At 35.5% G+C, this 19,815-nt stretch carries 24 protein-coding genes; 9 read left to right on the forward strand and 15 right to left on the reverse strand.

The features are described 5' to 3' along the window. Positions 1-2: 2 nt before the first annotated feature. Positions 3-353, reverse strand: coding sequence for an aspartate 1-decarboxylase (gene panD, locus ACQ76T_RS17650; RefSeq protein ID WP_431344574.1), 351 nt, complete (start codon positions 351-353; stop codon positions 3-5). Between the two features lie 399 nt (positions 354-752). Here panD and ACQ76T_RS17655 point away from each other — a divergent pair, with 399 nt between their 5' ends. Then, a complete protein-coding gene (locus ACQ76T_RS17655; protein WP_002976900.1) occupies positions 753-1,043 on the forward strand; it encodes an HU family DNA-binding protein in 291 nt (96 codons plus the stop codon). Between the two features lie 208 nt (positions 1,044-1,251). Here the strand turns inward: ACQ76T_RS17655 and pdxH are convergent, their stop codons facing one another. Further along, entirely contained in the window at positions 1,252-1,893 is a 642-nt protein-coding gene (gene pdxH / locus ACQ76T_RS17660; RefSeq protein WP_431344575.1) for a pyridoxamine 5'-phosphate oxidase, read from the reverse strand. A 24-nt stretch (positions 1,894-1,917) separates the two neighbouring features. Between pdxH and ACQ76T_RS17665 the strand changes: the two genes are divergently transcribed. Continuing rightward, a complete protein-coding gene (locus ACQ76T_RS17665) occupies positions 1,918-2,466 on the forward strand; it encodes a YqgE/AlgH family protein (protein WP_431344576.1) in 549 nt (182 codons plus the stop codon). A gap of 101 nt (positions 2,467-2,567) precedes the next feature. Next, positions 2,568-3,149 (forward strand): N-acetylmuramoyl-L-alanine amidase family protein, encoded by a 582-nt coding sequence (locus ACQ76T_RS17670; RefSeq protein ID WP_431344577.1) that lies wholly within the window; start codon positions 2,568-2,570, stop codon positions 3,147-3,149. A gap of 90 nt (positions 3,150-3,239) precedes the next feature. Here ACQ76T_RS17670 and ACQ76T_RS17675 read toward each other — a convergent pair whose 3' ends face one another. The 12 genes from ACQ76T_RS17675 to ACQ76T_RS17730 form a co-directional block, all read right to left on the reverse strand. Continuing rightward, positions 3,240-4,055, reverse strand: coding sequence for an aminotransferase class IV (locus ACQ76T_RS17675; protein ID WP_431344578.1), 816 nt, complete (start codon positions 4,053-4,055; stop codon positions 3,240-3,242). 78 nt (positions 4,056-4,133) lie between these two features. After that, positions 4,134-4,520 carry an START-like domain-containing protein gene (locus tag ACQ76T_RS17680; protein WP_431344579.1) on the reverse strand — a complete coding sequence of 129 codons (387 nt, stop codon included), beginning with the start codon at positions 4,518-4,520 and terminating at the stop codon, positions 4,134-4,136. Positions 4,521-4,708: 188 nt separating this feature from the next. Beyond that, entirely contained in the window at positions 4,709-5,884 is a 1,176-nt protein-coding gene (locus tag ACQ76T_RS17685; RefSeq protein ID WP_431344580.1) for an aspartate aminotransferase family protein, read from the reverse strand. Positions 5,885-5,911: 27 nt separating this feature from the next. Further along, complete coding sequence (locus ACQ76T_RS17690; protein WP_431344581.1) at positions 5,912-6,502, reverse strand: hypothetical protein; 591 nt, start codon at positions 6,500-6,502, stop codon at positions 5,912-5,914. A gap of 7 nt (positions 6,503-6,509) precedes the next feature. Next, positions 6,510-8,252 (reverse strand): OstA-like protein, encoded by a 1,743-nt coding sequence (locus ACQ76T_RS17695; RefSeq protein WP_431344582.1) that lies wholly within the window; start codon positions 8,250-8,252, stop codon positions 6,510-6,512. Between the two features lie 3 nt (positions 8,253-8,255). Beyond that, the gene (locus ACQ76T_RS17700; RefSeq protein ID WP_027374694.1) at positions 8,256-8,729 is read right to left on the reverse strand and encodes a Fur family transcriptional regulator; all 474 of its coding nucleotides are present in this window, start codon (positions 8,727-8,729) and stop codon (positions 8,256-8,258) included. A 67-nt stretch (positions 8,730-8,796) separates the two neighbouring features. Further along, the gene (locus ACQ76T_RS17705; protein WP_431344583.1) at positions 8,797-10,791 is read right to left on the reverse strand and encodes a KUP/HAK/KT family potassium transporter; all 1,995 of its coding nucleotides are present in this window, start codon (positions 10,789-10,791) and stop codon (positions 8,797-8,799) included. A 113-nt stretch (positions 10,792-10,904) separates the two neighbouring features. Then, entirely contained in the window at positions 10,905-11,885 is a 981-nt protein-coding gene (locus ACQ76T_RS17710) for a pyruvate dehydrogenase complex E1 component subunit beta (protein WP_431344584.1), read from the reverse strand. A gap of 157 nt (positions 11,886-12,042) precedes the next feature. Further along, positions 12,043-12,672 carry a hypothetical protein gene (locus ACQ76T_RS17715; protein ID WP_431344585.1) on the reverse strand — a complete coding sequence of 210 codons (630 nt, stop codon included), beginning with the start codon at positions 12,670-12,672 and terminating at the stop codon, positions 12,043-12,045. Between the two features lies 1 nt (position 12,673). Then, the gene (locus ACQ76T_RS17720; protein WP_431344586.1) at positions 12,674-13,171 is read right to left on the reverse strand and encodes an RNA polymerase sigma factor; all 498 of its coding nucleotides are present in this window, start codon (positions 13,169-13,171) and stop codon (positions 12,674-12,676) included. Positions 13,172-13,272: 101 nt separating this feature from the next. Beyond that, positions 13,273-13,692, reverse strand: coding sequence for a DUF2147 domain-containing protein (locus ACQ76T_RS17725; protein ID WP_431344587.1), 420 nt, complete (start codon positions 13,690-13,692; stop codon positions 13,273-13,275). A 164-nt stretch (positions 13,693-13,856) separates the two neighbouring features. Further along, a complete protein-coding gene (locus tag ACQ76T_RS17730) occupies positions 13,857-15,785 on the reverse strand; it encodes an LTA synthase family protein (RefSeq protein ID WP_431344588.1) in 1,929 nt (642 codons plus the stop codon). 89 nt (positions 15,786-15,874) lie between these two features. Here ACQ76T_RS17730 and ACQ76T_RS17735 point away from each other — a divergent pair, with 89 nt between their 5' ends. Genes ACQ76T_RS17735 through ACQ76T_RS17760 form a run of 6 tightly spaced genes read left to right on the forward strand, consistent with a single transcriptional unit; the run spans position 15,875 to position 19,489 of the window. Continuing rightward, on the forward strand, positions 15,875-16,588 hold the full coding sequence (locus tag ACQ76T_RS17735; protein WP_431344589.1) for a CDP-alcohol phosphatidyltransferase family protein: 714 nt from the start codon (positions 15,875-15,877) through the stop codon (positions 16,586-16,588). A gap of 51 nt (positions 16,589-16,639) precedes the next feature. Then, entirely contained in the window at positions 16,640-17,404 is a 765-nt protein-coding gene (locus ACQ76T_RS17740; RefSeq protein WP_431344590.1) for an exonuclease domain-containing protein, read from the forward strand. Between the two features lie 3 nt (positions 17,405-17,407). Further along, positions 17,408-17,806 carry a putative signal transducing protein gene (locus ACQ76T_RS17745; protein WP_431344591.1) on the forward strand — a complete coding sequence of 133 codons (399 nt, stop codon included), beginning with the start codon at positions 17,408-17,410 and terminating at the stop codon, positions 17,804-17,806. 8 nt (positions 17,807-17,814) lie between these two features. After that, complete coding sequence (locus tag ACQ76T_RS17750) at positions 17,815-18,375, forward strand: hypothetical protein (protein WP_431344592.1); 561 nt, start codon at positions 17,815-17,817, stop codon at positions 18,373-18,375. Between the two features lie 11 nt (positions 18,376-18,386). Next, a complete protein-coding gene (locus tag ACQ76T_RS17755; RefSeq protein WP_431344593.1) occupies positions 18,387-18,992 on the forward strand; it encodes a fumarylacetoacetate hydrolase family protein in 606 nt (201 codons plus the stop codon). A 59-nt stretch (positions 18,993-19,051) separates the two neighbouring features. After that, on the forward strand, positions 19,052-19,489 hold the full coding sequence (locus ACQ76T_RS17760; protein ID WP_431344594.1) for a universal stress protein: 438 nt from the start codon (positions 19,052-19,054) through the stop codon (positions 19,487-19,489). 82 nt (positions 19,490-19,571) lie between these two features. Here the strand turns inward: ACQ76T_RS17760 and ACQ76T_RS17765 are convergent, their stop codons facing one another. Further along, positions 19,572-19,805, reverse strand: a complete 234-nt coding sequence (locus ACQ76T_RS17765) for a DUF6341 family protein (protein ID WP_422693866.1) — start codon at positions 19,803-19,805, stop codon at positions 19,572-19,574. Between the last annotated feature and the right edge of the window lie 10 nt (positions 19,806-19,815).

Raw genomic sequence — 19,815 nt, forward strand, 5'->3', positions numbered from 1 at the left:
AACTAGGTAAGAAGATTTGTTCTTTCATCCGGGAACACTATTTTCGGCTGGAAGTCTTTCGCTTCTTCAGGTGTCATCTGAGCATAGGCAATAATGATAATAATATCATCTCTTTGCACCTTTCTTGCTGCAGGACCATTCAGGCATACTTCTCCCGATTTCCTTTTCCCTTTGATAACGTAGGTATCAAAACGTTCCCCGTTGTTTACATTCACGATATAGACTCTCTCTCCTACTACCAAACCGGCAGCTTCAATAAGATCTTCATCGATCGTTATACTTCCTATATAATTAAGGTCAGAGGCTGTTACTCTTACCCTGTGGATCTTAGACTTGAAAACTTCTATTAACATGATGCAAATTTATTAATAAAAATTAATAAAACAGGCCTTTAGTATCATTTTAAAACTCCCACAAACACAGGGGTTTAATTTTATAAAATACAAGAAATTTGAAATTTGCTTATAAAATCAGTAATCATATGCTCAAAAATATTAATTGTCCATACTGAATTCAGGATTTAATAAATACAGAAAATAATATTAACTTTTTGCTAAAGTCAATAAACATAAGCATTTGGCATGATTTTAGTAACCTGTAACGTAGATTTTTCGTGAAAACCCGAATTATCATATTTTAACTATTTTCAATGAAAAGTAAAAAAATTGTATAAGTTTTAATAAAAAAATTGCACAATTAGAAAATAGTATTATATTTGCTATAATTACGAACTAACTTTAATATTAAAAATTATGAACAAGTCTGAATTAATCGACGCAATCGCAAAAGATGCAGGTATCACTAAAGTTGCAGCAAAGGCTGCTTTAGAATCTTTCATTGGTAACGTAACTACTACTTTAAAGAAAAAAGACGGAAAAGTTTCTTTAGTAGGTTTCGGTACTTTCTCAGTAGCTGAGAGAGCAGCTAGACAAGGTATCAACCCTGCAACTAAAAAACCAATTAAAATTGCGGCTAAAAAAGTTGCTAAATTTAAGGCTGGAGCTGATTTATCCAATGCAGTTTCTGGTGCTAAGAAAAAATAATCATTCAGATTACAAAAAATTCAAGGGCTGTTTCTTAGAAACAGCTTTTTTTATGATTTTGTCATCACTGAGTAAATCTGAGGCCCATTAACCAAAGTATTATTGTTCAAGCGGGCATTTAGGTATGCAAAAAAATAAAGCGGGCTAAAACCCGCTTATTTTGATTTTTGACATTATCATGAATATATCTGATGAAAATGATTTAAAATTAAGGTGCCAATCTTGAAATCTTCCAATCAAATTCATCAAGCTGGTAGATAATTCTGTCATGAAGACGGTTGGGTCTGCCCTGCCAGAATTCAATTTCATAAGGTTTGGCAATATATCCTCCCCAATTTTCTGGTCTTGGAACCTCTCTGTTCTCGTATTCCTTTTCCAGTTCTTTCAATTTTTCTTCCAGAAACTCTTTGTTGGGAATTTCCTGACTTTGTGGAGAAACCGCTGCTCCCAGCTGGCTTCCTTTTGGCCTTGAATGAAAATACCCGTCACTTAGATTTTCTGCTATCTTTTCCAGATCTGCTTTGATGATAATCTGCCTTTCCAGATTCGGCCAGAAAAAGTGCAGACAAGCTTTATGACTACGTTCTATCGCTTTTCCTTTTTTACTGTCATAGTTGGTATAAAAAATAAATCCTTCATGAGTATATGCCTTCAACAATACCATCCTGGTACGCGGGCATCCATCTTCTTCTACCGTAGAAACTGCCATAGCATTAGCTTCTGAGATCATCGGGCTCTCGCTTGCTTCCAAAAACCAGTCTCTGAATTGTTCGATTGGATTTTGTTTTATCTCACTTTCAATAAGTTGGGATTTCTCGTACACTTTTCTTTTGTCGTGCAGGTTTTCCATAAATATTTTTTATTAAATTTGAGTATGAATCACTCATACAAAGGTAAAATATTAATCTCGACCCCTGACATTTCCGGCGATATTTTTTCCCGATCGGTAGTATTGGTTATTGAGCATAATGAAAGTGGTGCATTTGGTTTAATCCTGAATAAAAAGAACAGCCAGATGACCAGTAAGTTCAATGATTTTTTCGACTTTAAAATTGAAGTGTATGATGGAGGGCCTGTAGAAAATGATAAGGTATTTTTTATTGTAAAAGGACCAAAAGTTACGGAAGTATTTACAGAGATTACTGATGAATATTACCTTACAGAAGATATTGAACGCATCATCAATGCTGTTTTGAGCAATGAGCTGGATATTCATAATATCAAGATTTTTTCGGGATATTCTGGATGGTCTCCTAACCAGCTTGACACTGAAGTTCAGAGAAAGCTATGGACCGTGGTAGATGTATATAACCTAGATTATACCCTTCCCAATGATCAGACGCTATGGAAATCTATCATGCAGAACCTAGGCGGAGAGTTTCTTCTTTGGGCCAATTCTCCTGAGGATATTTCTCTGAATTAGAAAATATCAGTAGCCAAAGACACAATTAACAAACTTTAAGATTTCATTAACCAATTTTAAAAAAAGTTTTTACGTTCTTTGGAAAACCAAAAACTACTGATATGAAAGCAATTACACTTTTTACTATTTCGATTTTTTCTACTGCATTTTTATCATTTACTCCAATTAGTAAAAAATACATCATCATAGATGCCGGCCATGGCGGAAATGATAAAGGGATGGTTGTTGATAATATCAAAGAAAAAGATATTTCTCTGAGTATTGCTAAAGAGATTCAAAAACTTAATAAAAATCAGGACAAATACGAAATTGTACTAACAAGAGAAACAGACAGCTATCCAAGCTTTTCTGAAAGAACAGAACAGATCAATAAGCTAAATCCTGAAATGGTTATTTCACTTCACGTTAATGGATCTTCCCAAAAAGAAACCAGCAGCAAAGGGACAGAAATCTATATTCAGAATTCGGATGTTTCCAAGAAACTGGCAGAAAAAATTGCCCAAAAGTTCGAGACCAATAAAGTTGAAGAGCGTAATCTTCACATTTTAAGAGAATCTAAAGCTCCGGCTGTTTTGGTAGAAATGGGTTATCTTAACAATACAAAAGACAGAGAATTGCTTACCAGTGAAAAGGGTCAAAAAGAAATTGCACAAAAATTTATTGATGTCATCAATGAATACTAAATAGAATAAGAAACAATTTCTGATTTATTCAGAATAAAACCCGGTAAAGGACTTCTGGAACTTTGTTGTTTACCGGGTTTGTCAAAATCTTTATTTATTAAAACTGTTTTTCCAGTTTTCTACCAACTCTAGAAAGCGGCTGTTTCCAAAAGTTTTATTTCTTATTTTCCCTATTGAGAAGATTCCTTTCTCTTCAGAAATCATCAAAATTTCTTCTGACTTCTGAGATTCAAAAGCAATAATTTCATGCTCCTGAATATCGGCAAGATTATTCTTGTGTAAGAACGTTACAAAATTCTCCATAAAGGGCGAAATATAGGCTCCTTCAGTCTGTTTCGGCACTTTAATGACATTCCCTTCCAGGAAGAGAAGATTTCCGCTTGTAGTACGTGCAATTCTTTTATTAGGGTTCAGAAGAATCACATCATCAAGGTCATTTTCCTGTGCATAGATAGCTCCGTAAATATTTTCCGGGCAATGTACTCTGATATTGCTCAGCAAATTGCTATTAACGTTGATTTCTTTGATAAGATCAAGTTCCTGAGGTCTTTGATGAACCGCAAGAACATCATCCATTTCCACCACTTCATAAAAGTAAGAAACAGAAGACTTCGATACTATTACTCCATCGTTATTTCTGAGTACCTGGAAATTGATAATTCCATTCTGTACTCCTTTTCCCTCTACGATATCTTTCTGGAATAATGACTGGAAAAACTCCAGGGTATAGGTAAGAGGAATATTCATTCTCATCTTTCTCATAGAGGCCATCAGGAAGAAATAGCATTCTTCATCCATGATCAATCCACCGTTTCTTACAAAGAAAGAAACCTTCACTGAGTCTCCAAAAAGAAAGGCTCTATTCTTTACACTTAAGTCGCTTGATGTAAAATATTGATTTTCCAATTTTTGATGTGATTTATTTATAAAAAAATAATGAACGATAAATCGTTCATCAGTTTTATCATTTAATATAGTACAGCATTACGCAGCACCTAATTTTATTCTGAGATTTTCAATAAGATTTTCCCAATACATTGCGTTTTCATTTTCGTCTCCGTCTTCACAGAAATCTGTAATATTCAGGGCTAAATCTTCAGTAATATCATCAATTGTGATTGTCATCTCAAAGAAATTCTTAGTTCCTTCATCTTCTTCCCATCTAAAACGCACGAAACCTTCAGGCTTATATCTGATCAAAGTGGCCTTTTCAGCAGGGCCTCCACCCCAGCTAAAAAAGAAATCATCGCCTTTCTCTGTTACCTCATCCGCAAACCATTCAGACAATCCCTCTGCAGTAGCCAGATATTCGTATAAAATCTCTGATAAACAGTGCATTGGAAATTCGTAATGGACTTTATGTTTCGCCATATAATCTTTGTTTTATCGTCCCGCAATATATAAATTAATTTTTTTATTACGCAAAAAAACAATTACTTTTTTAAGAGATCTGTATGATATTTATCACCGGATCAGAATCTGTATTTAAGGGCCTCTGAATGTTTAGAAAAGCGATGCAAAACATAAAAAAATCTCTCCGTTTTGGAGAGATTTTATATTTAATTTTCATTAAGAACATCAAGGATTATCTGGCATCCTTCTCTTATTTCATCTAAAGATAGTGTAAGGGGAGGTGAGATTCTCAGGTACTCATTTCTGTACAGTTGCCAGAAAACAACAAGTCCTTTTTCCATACATTTTTTAGCAACTTCTAAGGTATATTCTGGTGTTCCGAGATTCACGGCAAGCATTAATCCTTTACCGTTTATATTTTTAATTTTTGGGTGAACCAACAGTTCTCTGAAAAGTTTTTCTTTTTCTTCTACTTCATTCATTAAACCACTTTCCAAAACTTCTTTTAGGGTAGCGTGACTGGCAGCTGCAATAAGCGGATTTCCTCCAAAAGTGGTAATATGACCAAGTTTAGGGGAATGTGACAGGCTTTCCATGATCTTTGCAGAACTCATAAAGGCTCCTACAGGTACACCACCACCCATTCCTTTTCCCATCACTACAATATCAGGAACGATACCAAAATGTTCGAATGAGAATAGCTTTCCTGTTCTTCCAAATCCTGGCTGAATTTCATCTAAAATAAGGAGAGCTCCTACTTCTTCACATCTTTCTTTCAGCTTGATCAGATAATCATTATCCGGGACAAGAAACCCTGCTGCTCCCTGAATGGTTTCAAGGATAACACAAGCTGTCTTCTCTGTGATCTTATCAAAATCTTCTTCGTTGTTAAATTCAATGAAAGAAACCATCGGTAGAAGGGGACGGAATTCTCTTTTATGGGTTTCGTTCCCGGAAACACTTAAAGCCCCGTGGGTATTTCCGTGATAAGAATTTTTAAAGGAAACAATTTCTTCCCTTCCTGTATATCTTTTAGCCAGTTTTAAACTTCCGTCAATAGCTTCTGCTCCGCTGTTAACAAGATAAGTAACTTCCAAAGGTTCCGGAGTAGCTTCTGCGAGCAGCCTACATAATGCTACAGGTTTTTCCTGCGCATATTCTCCATATACCATCACATGCAGGTATTTATCTGCCTGTTCTTTAATAGCGTTCACAATTTTAGGATGTGAATGTCCCAGCGTATTGGCGGAAACTCCTGCAACGAAGTCCAGATATTTCTTTCCGTCTTTTCCGTAAATATAGCTACCTTCTGCTTTTTCAACTTCGAAACCAGCCGCAAATTTGGTGGTTTGAGCCTGATATGTAAAAAAATCCTTTTGCATTGCTGAAATATTTTATAGAAGTCTAAATCAGATCTCTTCTTTAGAACTTTTTTTTATCTTTATTTTAGAAGTATTGTTATAATCAAATTCGGAAAGTGCTTCCAAATCGTCATTTATTTTCTGTTTCCAACTTTGAAGTTTCTGAACATTGAGCCCGTAATTGGTTTCTTCATCCATTAAGGCCTGATTTTTCGCAAATTCGGAGGTAAGGGTATTAAAAATTTCCTCAGCGTAATCCAAACCTTTCCAAAGTTTATTTTTATTAAGAAGAAGCTCTTTGCGCATTTTTCTGGTATAGACTTCACTTAGATCAAAGTTGACCTGCTGATAATCTACCATAGCAGGAATATTATCTGCAGTGGAGTCTAATGCCGAAGAGCTGCTGGAAAACTTATTGATAATATTTTTATTAAAGTTGCTATTAAAAACATTAAAGCCTCTCAGTTGATAGGAAAAACTGATTGAGGATCTTATCTGAACATTATTATCATGAATAGATAGTTTATAGTCTTCTTTTTGCAGTTTTCTTTCTTTACTCCATAGAAATTCACCGGACTGTAAATTTTGGGAAAAAGCTATTAAAGGGAAAAATAAAAGTAATAATACGATCCTTTTCATACTGTTTTTATTTCCTTGTTCTTTTCGGTTTTTTAGCTTCTTCTTTTGCTTTTTCGTCGTCTATTGCTTTTTGGGCTTTATCAAACAGCTCATTATCCGCAGAATATTTAACTTCTTCATAATTAGGACTATCTACGAGAATATCCTGCCATTTCCGGATACGATCTTTGGTGTTCCAATTGAAATCCGGGAATTTTCTTCTCACAGGTTCTATTTTACTCATCGGATAAGTATCGGAAGTAGCACCAATACTACATGAGATAATCTGTAAAGCTCTTTCTTCGAATAATGCACCTATGATTCCGCAGGCAGAAAGTGTAATTCCTATTCTTTCCGGTTTTTTGGTTTCCTGATCAGTATCATCTACATATACTATGGATTGGGCATTTCCAACTACTCTGGCTTCTTTAATATCATTCTTTTCGTAATACACCGTCATAAATTTCCCTTTTACCTGATTGAATTCATCTTTCAGGGTTAAAGAATCCACTTTAGTTATGGCAAAGGCATTACCGATTACTTTCAGAGAATCTATATTTTCACTTTTGGTGTTGAAATAGGCTTCTATTTTATCTCCTGTTACCTGTTTTTCTCCACTCCAAAGAATTGGCTTGGTATACATATGCATCACTCCATCTGTTTCGTTAAACGCGATAGAATCTGCTCTTCCCTGTGCATTGGATTTGTAGACACGGGCTTTTTTATAAGCTCTTAAATAGCTTTTCTTGACCTTGATATCTAATGAATCCGGTCTTTGGTAAGAGATAATTTTTTCAGCAGCAAAATACACAGAATCTTTCTCCATTATCTTTACAGCATATGGATTTTTGGTCATCATAGAAGAGTCTCTTTTCTCAAAAATCTCCCCATACCCCCCTTTTATGTATCTTCTTTCTTTGGGATCATCAAGGGTTACATTTCCTGTTGCTTTTCCAAAACCTGTCAATTGATTGTAGTACATATCATCTCCAGTCAGGATCTTATCATTATAGAAAATCTTAGGATTTTTTGTTAGATAAGCCTCCTTAGTTTCCATTTTATAGGTTCCTTTTTCGGTGTATACCCTATTTTTGGGATTAGCTCTGTTGGTGATGGTTGAAGGGCCTGAGAAATCTACAATTTTTGTATTTTGATTCTGTTTGATATTGGGGCCCTCTATAATGTACTGTGGAGTATCAATCTTTACGTTCCCTGTAAGATCTACCACTCTTGTATTGAGAAAATAGGTTCCTACTTTAGCGTATGTTACATTCTGACCATCAGAAATAGTTCCTCCTGTGTTAAAGTAAGCCTGGCTCGCAAGTCTGTCGTAGTAAAGAATATCTGTTTTTATGGTTTGCTTTGGATCGGTAAGAACAACGTTCTTCCTGGCCACACCTTTTTGGGTATTGGCATCATATTCCATCTCTCCTGCGGTAATAACAGAACCATCGGAATTTTGAAGTCTGGTATTTCCTATAGCTTTTACAAAGTTTTCTTCATTGTAAAGAACCACCTCATCGGCCGTAAGAATAGACCCCTGGTGCTCAATCTGTACATTCCCTGTAAAATACTGGTTACCATCATACTTTGACTGATCCTGAATAATTTCATCTGCATGAACAATTTTTATTTTATCTTCAGGTTTCAGCTGTTGCTGGGTTTTTACGGGTGAAGCAGGTTTTAAATAAGGATCTCTCTTCACGGGAGGTTTATTCTGCGCAAAACTCAGCGCAGAGATAAGGATAAACAGAAAAAGGATTTTTCTCATTAATTAGTCATTCTTAGTGCCATAGAAATATAGCGAATGAGAATCAATTTTTACGCCAAATGCTTCTTCAATGGCTTCTTTGATTCCTTGGATTCTTGGGTCGCAGAATTCAATAATTTCTTCAATTTCTTTGTCGGAGTCTTTTTTGTAGATCACCAGGTGATCATGTTGTTTGTCAAAATAAGACTTTTCGTAAGATGAAGAGGTCAATGTTTTTTCTCCGAACTGATGCTTACGGATCAAACCTGCATCGAGGAAAATTTCAATAGTATTGTAAATAGTCGCTTTAGAAACATGATACTTTTTCTGCATCATCAGAAGATACAGATCATCTACATTAAAGTGATGATCCATATTATAAATTTCTTCTAATATCGTATATCTTTCAGGGGTGTTTCTGAAACCTTTTTCTAGTAAGTAGTTTCTCAACACGTCCTTGATCAAAGCTATATTTTTTTCTTTTTGTACTGTATCCATTAAAAAAATTATCTACAAATTTATTGATTTTTATTTAAATAGACAGTATGCTTAAGCAGTCTGTGACTTAAGAGTTGTGACGGAAGTACCCTGACTGCTCTATTTTATTATCGTATACAGTAAGTTCTGTGATCGGTGCAGATTCTACTTCAACGTTGTGAGAAGACACTCCCCAAGCCTTAAAGTCGTCACTACCGATATACTTCACAAAGTTGTAAATATTAAGGATAATCTTCTGTTTAACAGTTAAAAGGATATCGTTGATATAGGTGTTATCTATGATCACATATTTCAAATCCGGTGGTATTTCATGAGATCTTAAAGAAGGATGACTGCTTCTGGAAGGAATGGTACCATCGGCCATTAAATCCTTCAATACCATGTTGAAATAATCATTGATTCTTCGGTCTACTTTGAAACCTAAGAGGAAATTGATTTTATAAACAGTTCCTGGAAGAATTTCGTCTACCGTATATTTGAAGGTATATGGATCTTCCTGATTCACAATACTTAATATAAAGTAATGATCTGCTCTTTTTGGCTGTTTTTTGATGATGGAATAGATAATTTTGGATTCTACTTCATCATTTCTTTTGGCTCTGCTCAGATAAGCAAGGTTGGTCGCATATTTTGGAATGGTTTCATCCAGTTTCATGTCTTTAAGAATAGAAACATATTTTTCTATTTTCACAAACTGGATAAATCTTGTTTTAATCAATCGTCCGTTATACCATGCATACATAGAAACCCCGATAGAACCTGCCAATACGACAGTAATCCAACCACCTTCCATGAATTTAATAATATTGGCACTAAAGAAACCTAATTCAATAGCCATATATACCATTGCGAAAAACAGGATGAGTACTTTGCTCACTCTGTGTTTTAACAACCAGAAAACCAATAATACGGTGGTCATCAACATGGTTACTGTAATGGAAAGACCATAAGCAGCTTCCATTTTCCCAGATTCTCTGAAGTGAAGCACTACAATAATACAAAGGATAAGAAGCCCCCAGTTGATTCTTGGAATATACATTTGTCCTTTAACTCCGGAAGGGTAATCAATTTTTTGATTAGGCCACAGGTTAAGAGACATTGCTTCTGAGAAGATGGTAAAAGAGCCCGTAATTAAAGCCTGGCTGGCAATAATTGCTGCTGCTGTCGCCAGAATTACCCCTGGAATAATCATCCATTCTTCCATAATTCCGAAGAAAGGGTTTACTACGGAGAAACCAGGTTTGCTATAATTAGTAAGAAGCCATGCGCCCTGCCCAAGATAATTTAGGATAAGCATGACCTTCACAAATCCCCAGCTTACTCGTATATTTTTAGCTCCGCAGTGTCCTAAATCGGAATACAAAGCTTCGGCTCCTGTTGTACAAAGAAAGACAGCTCCCAGAATAACAATCGCACTTGGAGAATTTGCAATAAGCTTGTATGCATAGTAAGGGTTGAAAGATCTTAAGATTTCAAAGTTTTCACTTAAATGCATGACTCCCAAACCTCCCAGTACTAAGAACCAAACCACCATTACAGGTCCGAAAAACTTACCAATAAAGCTGGTTCCGAACTGCTGCACTACAAAAATGGCAATCAGAATTCCAATCGTAATAGGAACAACAGGAGTATGAGGGTTATAAATTTCAAGACCTTCAATAGCTGACATTACGGTAAGCGATGGAGTAATGACTCCGTCAGCAATCAATGCAGCTGCTCCTATAATGGCAATGAGATACAGCCATCCTTTTTTAAGGTTTCTAACGAGTGAGAAGAGTGCTAAAATTCCTCCTTCCCCTTTGTTGTCTGCCCTTAAAGCAATGATCACATACTTGATTGTGGTCTGAAGAGTGAGGGTCCAAATAATACAGGAAAGTGCTCCTTCGATGTATTCGTTGAAAGGCATATTACTGCCCTGAGATCTTGCATTTACGATTGCCTTCATTACGTAAAGCGGTGAGGTACCAATGTCCCCAAAAACAATTCCCAAAGACACTAAAACTCCGATAAAAGAAAGTTTCTTTATGTCAAAATGATAACCATCTTCTGTAAGTTCTGCCATAACAGCTAATTTATTTTAAAGGCGCAAATTTATACTAATTTTATGACCTCATGAATTATTCTTCATGAATATAATAAATGAAAAAACTTCCTTTCGGAAGTTTTTTTCTATAATTATTTTACGTACATCGCTTTTTTGATTTCATCTTTCACTTTTTCAAGTTTAGGGAACCATTCTGCAAATAATGCCGCAGAGTAAGGTGCAGGTGCATCAGGAGTAGTAATTCTCTTGATTGGAGCATCTAAATAATCAAATGCTTTCTGCTGTACCATATAAGTAATTTCTGAAGATACAGAGCCAAATGGCCAAGCTTCTTCTAAAATAACCAATCTGTTTGTTTTCTTTACAGATGCTAAAACTGTATCAAAATCAAGTGGACGAACGGTTCTAAGGTCGATAACTTCTACAGAAATTCCTTCTTTAGCCATATCTTCAGCTGCCTGAATAGCTAATTTCATGATTTTTCCGAAAGAAACCAAAGTAACATCTGTTCCTTCTCTCTTGATATCTGCTTTTCCTATTGGTAAGTAGTATTCTTCTTCAGGAATTTCCATTTTGTCTCCATACATCTGCTCAGATTCCATGAAGATTACCGGATCGTTATCCTGAATTGCTGTTTTCAATAATCCTTTTGCATCGTAAGGGTTTGAAGGTACAACCACTTTAAGCCCAGGACAGTTTGCAAACCATCCTTCAAACGCCTGAGAGTGAGTAGCTCCCAATTGTCCTGCAGAAGCAGTAGGACCACGGAAAACGATAGGACAGTTCCACTGCCCACCACTCATCTGACGGATTTTGGCTGCGTTATTGATAATCTGGTCAATTCCTACTAATGAGAAATTGAATGTCATAAATTCTACGATTGGTCTATTACCATTCATTGCTGCTCCTACAGAAATCCCTGTAAATCCAAGTTCGGCAATCGGTGTATCGATTACTCTTTTCGGACCAAATTCATCCAGCATTCCTTTTGAAGCTTTATATGCACCATTATATTCTGCCACTTCCTCCCCCATCAGGTAGATGGATTCGTCTTTACGCATTTCCTCGCTCATTGCCTGTGCAATTACCTCACGAAAAGTATATTCTGCCATATTTTCTTGAAAAATTTAGACTACAAAAGTAGTGTTTTTTTATTATACATATCATAAAAAGGCGTTTCATTTGAAGGAGAAGATTCAATATTAATAATAATTTAAACAGGAAGATTTTGTGAAAGAGGAAGCCAGAAGCCGAAAATAACCTCTAAAATCAATTTCTATTAAATGATTCGTTTTTTTCCTGACTATTCAGCTCTTTATAATTTTTCCTGAGATCCTGTAAAATTTTCCCATAGGTCTTTTTATAGATCAAATACAAAAGAAACATTCCTGTTACCAGAAAAATTCCAAAGGTTATATAATTTCCTATTACAGGATGAAGTTTCTGGGGATCGGTAAGCTCTGCATTCGTGTGATGTTTTGTATTCCAGCCATCTTTAAATCCAGCCATAAAATCTCTGGTATTATGATCAAAATGGATAATTCCGTCTGCCACCGCTAACACTAAAGAAACGACTGCATATCCTAAGATAAGCGTTCTCAGGTTCAGAATATTTTTCATCAGATGAATGCTTTCCTGCCCCGTTTTTATTCTACGGAATAAGGTGATGATAATTCCAGTAAAAACTAAAAACATTCCCGTTCTTATGTAAGGAAATTCTTTGTTCAGAAATCCATACAAAGTCCATAAGAGCACTTCAAGGATTCCGATCAGCAATAAAGTTTTTGTGATGGAAACCGATTGGTGCTTTATCATGGTAAAAATTTCTTTTTCGGAATATTCTTTAAAATCATCAGATTCCTTATTCCAGTCTTTTTTCAGTAATTCTAATTCTTCCATATTATATTGTGTTTATTTTGTCTTTTAAATTATTTTTTGCCCTGTTCATCTTCACTCTTGCATTTCCTTCTGTAATTCCCAGTATTTCTCCTATTTCTCTGTAAGGTTTGTCTTCCAAATACATCATGATAAGCGCTTTTTCTATATCAGACAGTTCATAAATGGCTTGGTACATCTTTTTAAGCTTATGTTCATCATCTTCATAAACTTCATATTCTATGGAAAGGGAAGACATATCAACTTCGGTTTCCTGCATCATTTTTCTCTTGGGATTTCTGAATAATGTAATAGCCGTGTTCAATGCTACACGATACATCCAGGTAGAAAATTTGGAATCCCCTTTAAATCCCGGAAAAGATTTCCAAAGCTGAATCGTGATCTCCTGAAAAAGGTCTTCATGATCTTCAGCATTGTTGGTATATATTTTACATATTTTGTGAATAAGCCTTTGATTGGGCTTAAAAAACTCCACAAATGTTTTCTCCTGTTCTGTGCTCATAGTATATAAGTGGGGAGATTTTTTTTTCGTTACATCATTTTCAAAAAAAAAACGACATTTCATTTCTGAAATGCCGTCTTAAAATTCTATTTAAACTTAAATTAATTAACTTTCTCCCAAACCTGGGTTCTTCCTAATAGGGATAGCCCTAGATATCCTCTTACATTCAGCTTATCTCCGCTTCTTGTAATAGTACACTTATATGTTTTTCCGGTTTTGGGATCAGTGATTGTTCCTCCCGTGAACTCATCACCGTCTTTTTTGAGTCCTCTGATAATTTCCAGGCCTAAAATAGGTTTTCCTTTTCTGTCATCCTTACAAGATGTACAGTTGGGATCAACTGGTTTTATAAGCAATTGAGAAACTTTTCCATAATATTTCCCGTCTGATTTTTTATACACTTCAACAATAGATTTAGCCTGCTTTGTTTCATCATCTATTGTTTTCCACTTTCCTTCGATCTGTGCAAACGTAAGTACGCTGAACAGAGAAAGCGCGAATGTTAACAATAATTTTTTCATATTTCTTATAGTTTTAATTTTAATACAATATTCTTATCTCCGTATTGATAAAAATATAAATTAATTTTCAACAAACAAAAACTTTTATTATACAAAGCATAAAGAGAATAAAAGTAGCAACTGCAAGGGAACAAAGGTCAATTGATTCGCTTACCTTTTCCCTCTTAATTCAGTTTTCGGTTGATTACCCTATCCATATAATCCTGATACCAGGCTTTTGCTGTCTTTTTTCCCTGTTCTACTTCTGGAGTTTTCAATTCATTGATCAGATTTTTCTCAAGGCTAAGGTCTGATTGATTATACACGCCAATGATTTCTTTTCCATCAAAACGGTAAATGTAATTTCCAATCATAAACTGTTCTGTACTTCCGTCTGAGTTCACAACAATGAAAGGATATTTTTTATCACTTACCAAACTTCTTCCCCAGCTTCTGATAGGTTTATTATATCCGATCAAATCTGCGAGTGTAGGATAAATATCTGCCTGCTGAGCAATTTCAGGATTTACCCCTTTAAGCTGATAGGCAGGGTTGGGAGAATAAAACACCAGTGGAACGGCATATCGGTTCATTGCTCTTTCGTATTCCGGATAATAAACCTGATTGGTATGATCCCCGGTAAACACAAAGATTGTATTGTTGTACCAAGGTTGTTTTTTAGCGGTTTCGAAGTACTTTTTGATAGCGTAATCTGTATATTGAATAGGCTCATGCATTTCTATTTTCCCTTTTTTAAATTTCCCGTTATATTTTTCAGGAATTTTAAAAGGATGGTGAGAAGAGGCTGTAAATACAGTCGTCATAAAAGGTTGAGTCTTCCCTACATTTTTTGCAAAATACTGAAGGAAAGGTTCATCCCAGATCGCCCACATCCCGTCGAAATCTTCATCATGGTTGTATTCTGTCTTTCCGAAATAATGTTTAAATCCTAAAATATTTCCAAACCCAAGGAATCCCATCGAACCGTTTGGTGCTCCATGATAAAAAGAAGTATCATACCCAAGATCGTTGCATATAGAAACAAGGGACTGAATTTTCTGGTTGGAATACGGAGATCCTGTAAAAGCATCGGTAAGACTCGGAATTCCTGCCAATACACTGCTCATTCCATGAATAGACTGTCTTCCGTTCGCAAAAGTATTAGGGAAAATTAAACTCTGAGTCGCTAAACTGTCCATAAACGGTGTATAGGAAACATAGTCTTTAATATTTTTATCTTTATTGAAAGCCCCGGAATATTCTCTTCCAAAAGATTCTACAATAAAAATAACAATATTAGGACGGTTTTCTACTTTTCGGTCATATACTTTATAAGGATGCACATTTTCTTCAATATATTTTTCATCTACAAAATGAACTTCCTTGAAATTATTGGTATTCAGGGTACGGAAAAAGGAGAATGTACTATTAAGAACAATATTTCCCTGAAGAGGATTGGTAACAAAACGAGTAGCGTCTACCATATTGATAGGTCTCGTACTGTGTTTAAAATCTCCACGAATTCCTCCAACCACCAAAACGGTTGTAATGCATAAAGTAAGAATGGAATACACAAAATAAGGAAGAAGCTTTGCCGGCTTTATCTCTTCTACTCTTACTTTTTTGTACAGGAAAACCCATCCTGCCATTAAAACCACAAACCAAATTAATACAAAAGGATGCTGCCCTACAGAAATCATCAGCGTTTGAGAGACATTAGACTCATGTTCTGCTACCTGAAATACAGCAGAGGTAAGTCTTGCCTGTGCAAATTTATAGTAAATAAAATCACCAAAGTTCATGGCATACGCCAATCCGTTGGTAACAAAATAAATCCAGAAAAGAATTTTTTGATACATCTTCTTTGTATTCACTACCAGAGGCAGGAGACTGAGAAGAATAAACAGTGAATTGACATATAAAATTGCCGTGGTATCGAAAGCCGTCCCGTGATAAGCGAGTTTCAGATAGTCTGTAACCGAATCAACTTTGATCAATTCTTTATTAAAATACCAGAATAAAAGCCTAGCAATCTGATAAAAAACATAGGCCAAGAAAATTCTGTACAGCAGTACCAGAACTTCCTGTTTTCTAAATCCTTTTAAAAACTTCATAAGACAAATTTACATCAAAATCGTTTTAATCCATTTTTTAGTACAGATTATTTCCACTTAGAATTTTTAAAAACTGTAATTTTGTGGTTATGGATTTTATAAAGAATAATCTGGCCAATGCCTTAACCCTTGCTAATTTATTTGCGGGATGTGTGGGTGCTATACACCTTATTTCAGGAGATTATCAAACAACGGCAATCTGCCTTATTCTCTCTTCAATCTTCGACTTTTTTGATGGTTTTGTAGCCAGAGCTGTAAAATCTAACTCAAACCTGGGGCTTCAGCTTGACTCTCTTGCTGATATGGTGAGCTTCGGATTGATCCCAGGATTGACCATGTATAAAGCTTTGGAACCTTTTGGTACTGAACTTTTAGGACTTCATCTTCCGTTTGAAATCAAATATTTCGGACTGTTGGTGACTGTTTTTTCCTGCCTGAGGCTTGCTATTTTCAATCTTGATGAAGAGCAGCGTTATTATTTTAAAGGATTGAACACCCCTACCAATACCGTTCTTTTGTTCGGACTGTATTACGCTTTTAAAGAAACCGGATCTTTCGGCTTCTTATTCAACAATGAACTGCTGCTTGTTGTATTGACTATCATCACATCTTGGCTTCTGATAAGCCCGATCAAAATGATGGCCATGAAATTCAAATCCAAACAGTTGAAAGACAATTACCCTAAAGTAGTACTGCTGGTTGGTGGTATTGCTATTCTCGCTATATTTCAGATCGTAGGAATCCCGATGCTGGTGATCTACTATATATTGGTATCCCTGATTTTTCAAGCACAGCTGAAATAGACGTCTGAAAAAATTTAAACGTAACACATTTTCAATTTATTAATGATCAACATGAACTTAAAACTCCATAAACCACTTTGTATTTTTGACCTTGAAACAACAGGAACAAACATCGGAAAAGACAGAATTGTAGAAATCTGTATCTTAAAAGTAAATCCGGATGCTTCAAGAGAAAGCAAAACCTGGCGCGTCAACCCGGAAATGCCTATTCCCAGAGAAAGCAGTGAAATCCACGGAATCTATGATGAAGATGTAAAAGATGCCCCTACTTTCAGAGACATTGCTTCTAAAGTGATGGAAATGATCTCAGGCACTGACCTTGGAGGTTTTAATTCCAACAGATTTGATGTTCCTCTCTTAGCTGAAGAATTATTAAGAGTCGGAATGGATTTTGATTTGAGTAAATTCCGATTGGTAGATGCGCAAACCATCTTCCATAAGAAAGAACCTAGAAATCTGGGTGCGGCTTATCAGTTCTACTGTGGAAAAACATTGGAAAATGCACATTCTGCAGAAGCTGATGTAATGGCCACTTTTGAGGTATTGGATGCACAGGTTGGAAAGTATGATGATATTCCCAAGGAAATTGCGCCATTAAGTGAGTTCACTTTTCATAATAAAAATGCAGATCTTGCCGGATTTATCGGATATAATGATAAAATGGAAGAGGTTTTCAACTTTGGAAAGTATAAGGGTCAGGGGGTGAAAGCAGTATTCCAAAAAGATTTGGGCTATTATGGATGGCTTCAAAATGCTGATTTCCCTTTGTATACAAAGAAAGTATTTACAAAAATTCAATTGACAGGTAAATTTTAAGAGATGTCTGAACTGATTCGTTTTAAGTTTTATGAAACTACCCTTGAAGCCAACAGGGATAAACAAATATTGGCCGAAAGCGGTATCAACAGTTTTATTGCAAATGAACAGCTCATCCAGTCAGACTGGCTGCTTTCACAGGCCGTGGGCGGAATTCAGCTTCAGGTTTTTGATAATGATCTGGAAAAAGCCCAACAGGTTCTAAAGGATTATAAGGATAATGAACACTATTCGTTGGAAGTAGAGCATACCATTGAAGATCCTGAGTTTGATTTTGTATGTCCAAAATGCGGTTCCAATCACATTTACAGAGATGATAAGGCAACCAGTTTTTTTGGAATTTCATTTCTCACCAGTCACAAATTTATATGCTATTATTGTGGGAATGAGTTCACACATTAGGATTTAATATGGTCAGAAAGTTAGGAAAGGTTTTACTCGTCATTATTTTGGGTTGCTTTCTCTTTATGGCTGGTAAGTTCTTACTGATATGGAACAGTGTAGAAGTTGATAACAGCTTAAGCCATAAAACTATTTTTAAAACTTTTAACCAACAGAAGCAGGCTAGTCTTTGGCATACGAAAAGTAAAGAAACCAAAACCAATAACTTCAGGGTAAAATATGATAGCCTCAGCCCTAAATATTTTGACTGTTATATTTATAAGGACCCATTATTGAAAATCACATTTTCTGTTGGAGATGGCTTCAGTGGAGGAGGTTACCAAATAGATATTATTCAAAACAGGTATAAAGTTTCACTCTATTCTTACACAGATATTATCAAACCTTTTGATTTTCTGAATACGGAGGAAGCTTATAAAGTTTTAAAAAGCAGACTTATTCTGGACAAAGATTCTTATAAAAAAGGAGATAGCCTATTCGGATATGCAGAACTTACAATTCAAAGAGGATATGGCCACCAAAAGCAAATAGAAGAAGGAAAAGGATATTTTAAAGGTATAGTAAATTAATTAATAAAGTTATGAAGATCATCTGCATCGGAAGAAATTACAGCGAACACGCAAAAGAATTGGGAAATGAAGTTCCTGAAAATCCTGTTATTTTCATGAAGCCTGATACGGCCGTTTTAAAAGGAAATGATTTTTATATTCCTGAGTTTTCAAATGACGTTCATTACGAACTTGAAGTTGTTTTGAAAATCTCAAAAGGAGGAAAATACATTCAGAAAGAAACAGCCCACAAACATTATGAAGAGCTTAGTCTTGGAATAGACTTCACAGCAAGAGATCTTCAGAGCGAACTGAAATCGAAAGGATTGCCATGGGAACTTGCCAAAGGTTTTGACGGTTCTGCAGTGGTTGGAAGCTTCTTTAAAAAGGAAAGTTATACTCTTGATAATCTTTCATTCTCATTATTAAAGAATAAAGAAAAGGTGCAGGATGGCAATACGAAAGATATGCTGTTCCATTTTGATGACATTATAGCCTTTGCTTCGCAATATTTCACGTTAAGAGTAGGCGACCTTATCTTCACAGGAACTCCAAAAGGGGTTGGAAAGGTTGACGAAAATGATATTCTTGAAGCTTATCTTCAGGAGGAAAAAATACTTGATATCCGAATATTATAAGGAATTAACATCAAAGTTTGGCAAATTTTTCCTATCTTTAGGTAACAAAATTAAAGGTTATGATCAATATTGTATTGCCCGTAGATTTTGGGGATAAGACAGACCAATTGGTGGAAGGCGCCATAAAATTTGCCAAACAGCTCAATGGAAGAATTTACCTGATCCATGTAGCGCCATCAGACATCGGTTTTGCAATCGGTGATATGGGATTTCAATATTTTCCGGAAGTGGAGGCCAACGAAATCAGAGAGGAACTGGTTCAGCTGAATAAAATTGAGCAAAGAATTATCGCTCATGATATAGATTGTGAGCATCTGCTAAAACAAGGTCTTGCGAAAGATATTATTCTGGAGCATGCCGCAGACAAAAACGCAGATTACATCGTTATGGGATCCCATGGCAGAAGCGGAATATATGATGTATTTGTAGGAAGCCTTACGAAAGGAATTACAAAAAGCTCTAAGGTTCCCGTGCTGGTACTTCCCATCCACGAATAAACACAGAAAATTTTAATCGTTAGTAATAAAAAAACCGATCAAATAAAGTATTTGATCGGTTTTTTACTATATAACCAATTAATTAACCTTCTTTTTTGTAGATATTCGGATCATAGTAAGGATTCTTACCTTCCGTTGGAGAATAATAGTCTTTATCTTTATCGCCACCTAGTGTAACCACTAGTACATAGCACCAATAAGTGAACATTACACAGCAAACGATAAATAGTATCCAGTTTAAAACATTTCCGAAAGCATCAAAGAAACCGAAAGTCCATTTGAAAACTTTGCTTAAGAATAGAAAGAAAGACGTCATTATTTTCCTT

The organism is Chryseobacterium sp. JK1, from assembly GCF_050632815.1.
Lineage (GTDB): Bacteria > Bacteroidota > Bacteroidia > Flavobacteriales > Weeksellaceae > Chryseobacterium.

Coding starts and splice junctions, on each gene's coding strand:
- panD (WP_431344574.1), bottom strand. CDS start 353: ATGTTAATAGAAGTTTTCAAGTCTAAGATCCACAGGGTAAGAGTAACA.
- ACQ76T_RS17655 (WP_002976900.1), top strand. CDS start 753: ATGAACAAGTCTGAATTAATCGACGCAATCGCAAAAGATGCAGGTATC.
- pdxH (WP_431344575.1), bottom strand. CDS start 1,893: ATGGAAAACCTGCACGACAAAAGAAAAGTGTACGAGAAATCCCAACTT.
- ACQ76T_RS17665 (WP_431344576.1), top strand. CDS start 1,918: ATGAATCACTCATACAAAGGTAAAATATTAATCTCGACCCCTGACATT.
- ACQ76T_RS17670 (WP_431344577.1), top strand. CDS start 2,568: ATGAAAGCAATTACACTTTTTACTATTTCGATTTTTTCTACTGCATTT.
- ACQ76T_RS17680 (WP_431344579.1), bottom strand. CDS start 4,520: ATGGCGAAACATAAAGTCCATTACGAATTTCCAATGCACTGTTTATCA.
- ACQ76T_RS17685 (WP_431344580.1), bottom strand. CDS start 5,884: ATGCAAAAGGATTTTTTTACATATCAGGCTCAAACCACCAAATTTGCG.
- ACQ76T_RS17690 (WP_431344581.1), bottom strand. CDS start 6,502: ATGAAAAGGATCGTATTATTACTTTTATTTTTCCCTTTAATAGCTTTT.
- ACQ76T_RS17695 (WP_431344582.1), bottom strand. CDS start 8,252: ATGAGAAAAATCCTTTTTCTGTTTATCCTTATCTCTGCGCTGAGTTTT.
- ACQ76T_RS17700 (WP_027374694.1), bottom strand. CDS start 8,729: ATGGATACAGTACAAAAAGAAAAAAATATAGCTTTGATCAAGGACGTG.
- ACQ76T_RS17705 (WP_431344583.1), bottom strand. CDS start 10,791: ATGGCAGAACTTACAGAAGATGGTTATCATTTTGACATAAAGAAACTT.
- ACQ76T_RS17710 (WP_431344584.1), bottom strand. CDS start 11,885: ATGGCAGAATATACTTTTCGTGAGGTAATTGCACAGGCAATGAGCGAG.
- ACQ76T_RS17715 (WP_431344585.1), bottom strand. CDS start 12,672: ATGGAAGAATTAGAATTACTGAAAAAAGACTGGAATAAGGAATCTGAT.
- ACQ76T_RS17720 (WP_431344586.1), bottom strand. CDS start 13,171: ATGAGCACAGAACAGGAGAAAACATTTGTGGAGTTTTTTAAGCCCAAT.
- ACQ76T_RS17725 (WP_431344587.1), bottom strand. CDS start 13,692: ATGAAAAAATTATTGTTAACATTCGCGCTTTCTCTGTTCAGCGTACTT.
- ACQ76T_RS17730 (WP_431344588.1), bottom strand. CDS start 15,785: ATGAAGTTTTTAAAAGGATTTAGAAAACAGGAAGTTCTGGTACTGCTG.
- ACQ76T_RS17735 (WP_431344589.1), top strand. CDS start 15,875: ATGGATTTTATAAAGAATAATCTGGCCAATGCCTTAACCCTTGCTAAT.
- ACQ76T_RS17740 (WP_431344590.1), top strand. CDS start 16,640: ATGAACTTAAAACTCCATAAACCACTTTGTATTTTTGACCTTGAAACA.
- ACQ76T_RS17745 (WP_431344591.1), top strand. CDS start 17,408: ATGTCTGAACTGATTCGTTTTAAGTTTTATGAAACTACCCTTGAAGCC.
- ACQ76T_RS17750 (WP_431344592.1), top strand. CDS start 17,815: ATGGTCAGAAAGTTAGGAAAGGTTTTACTCGTCATTATTTTGGGTTGC.
- ACQ76T_RS17755 (WP_431344593.1), top strand. CDS start 18,387: ATGAAGATCATCTGCATCGGAAGAAATTACAGCGAACACGCAAAAGAA.
- ACQ76T_RS17760 (WP_431344594.1), top strand. CDS start 19,052: ATGATCAATATTGTATTGCCCGTAGATTTTGGGGATAAGACAGACCAA.
- ACQ76T_RS17765 (WP_422693866.1), bottom strand. CDS start 19,805: ATGACGTCTTTCTTTCTATTCTTAAGCAAAGTTTTCAAATGGACTTTC.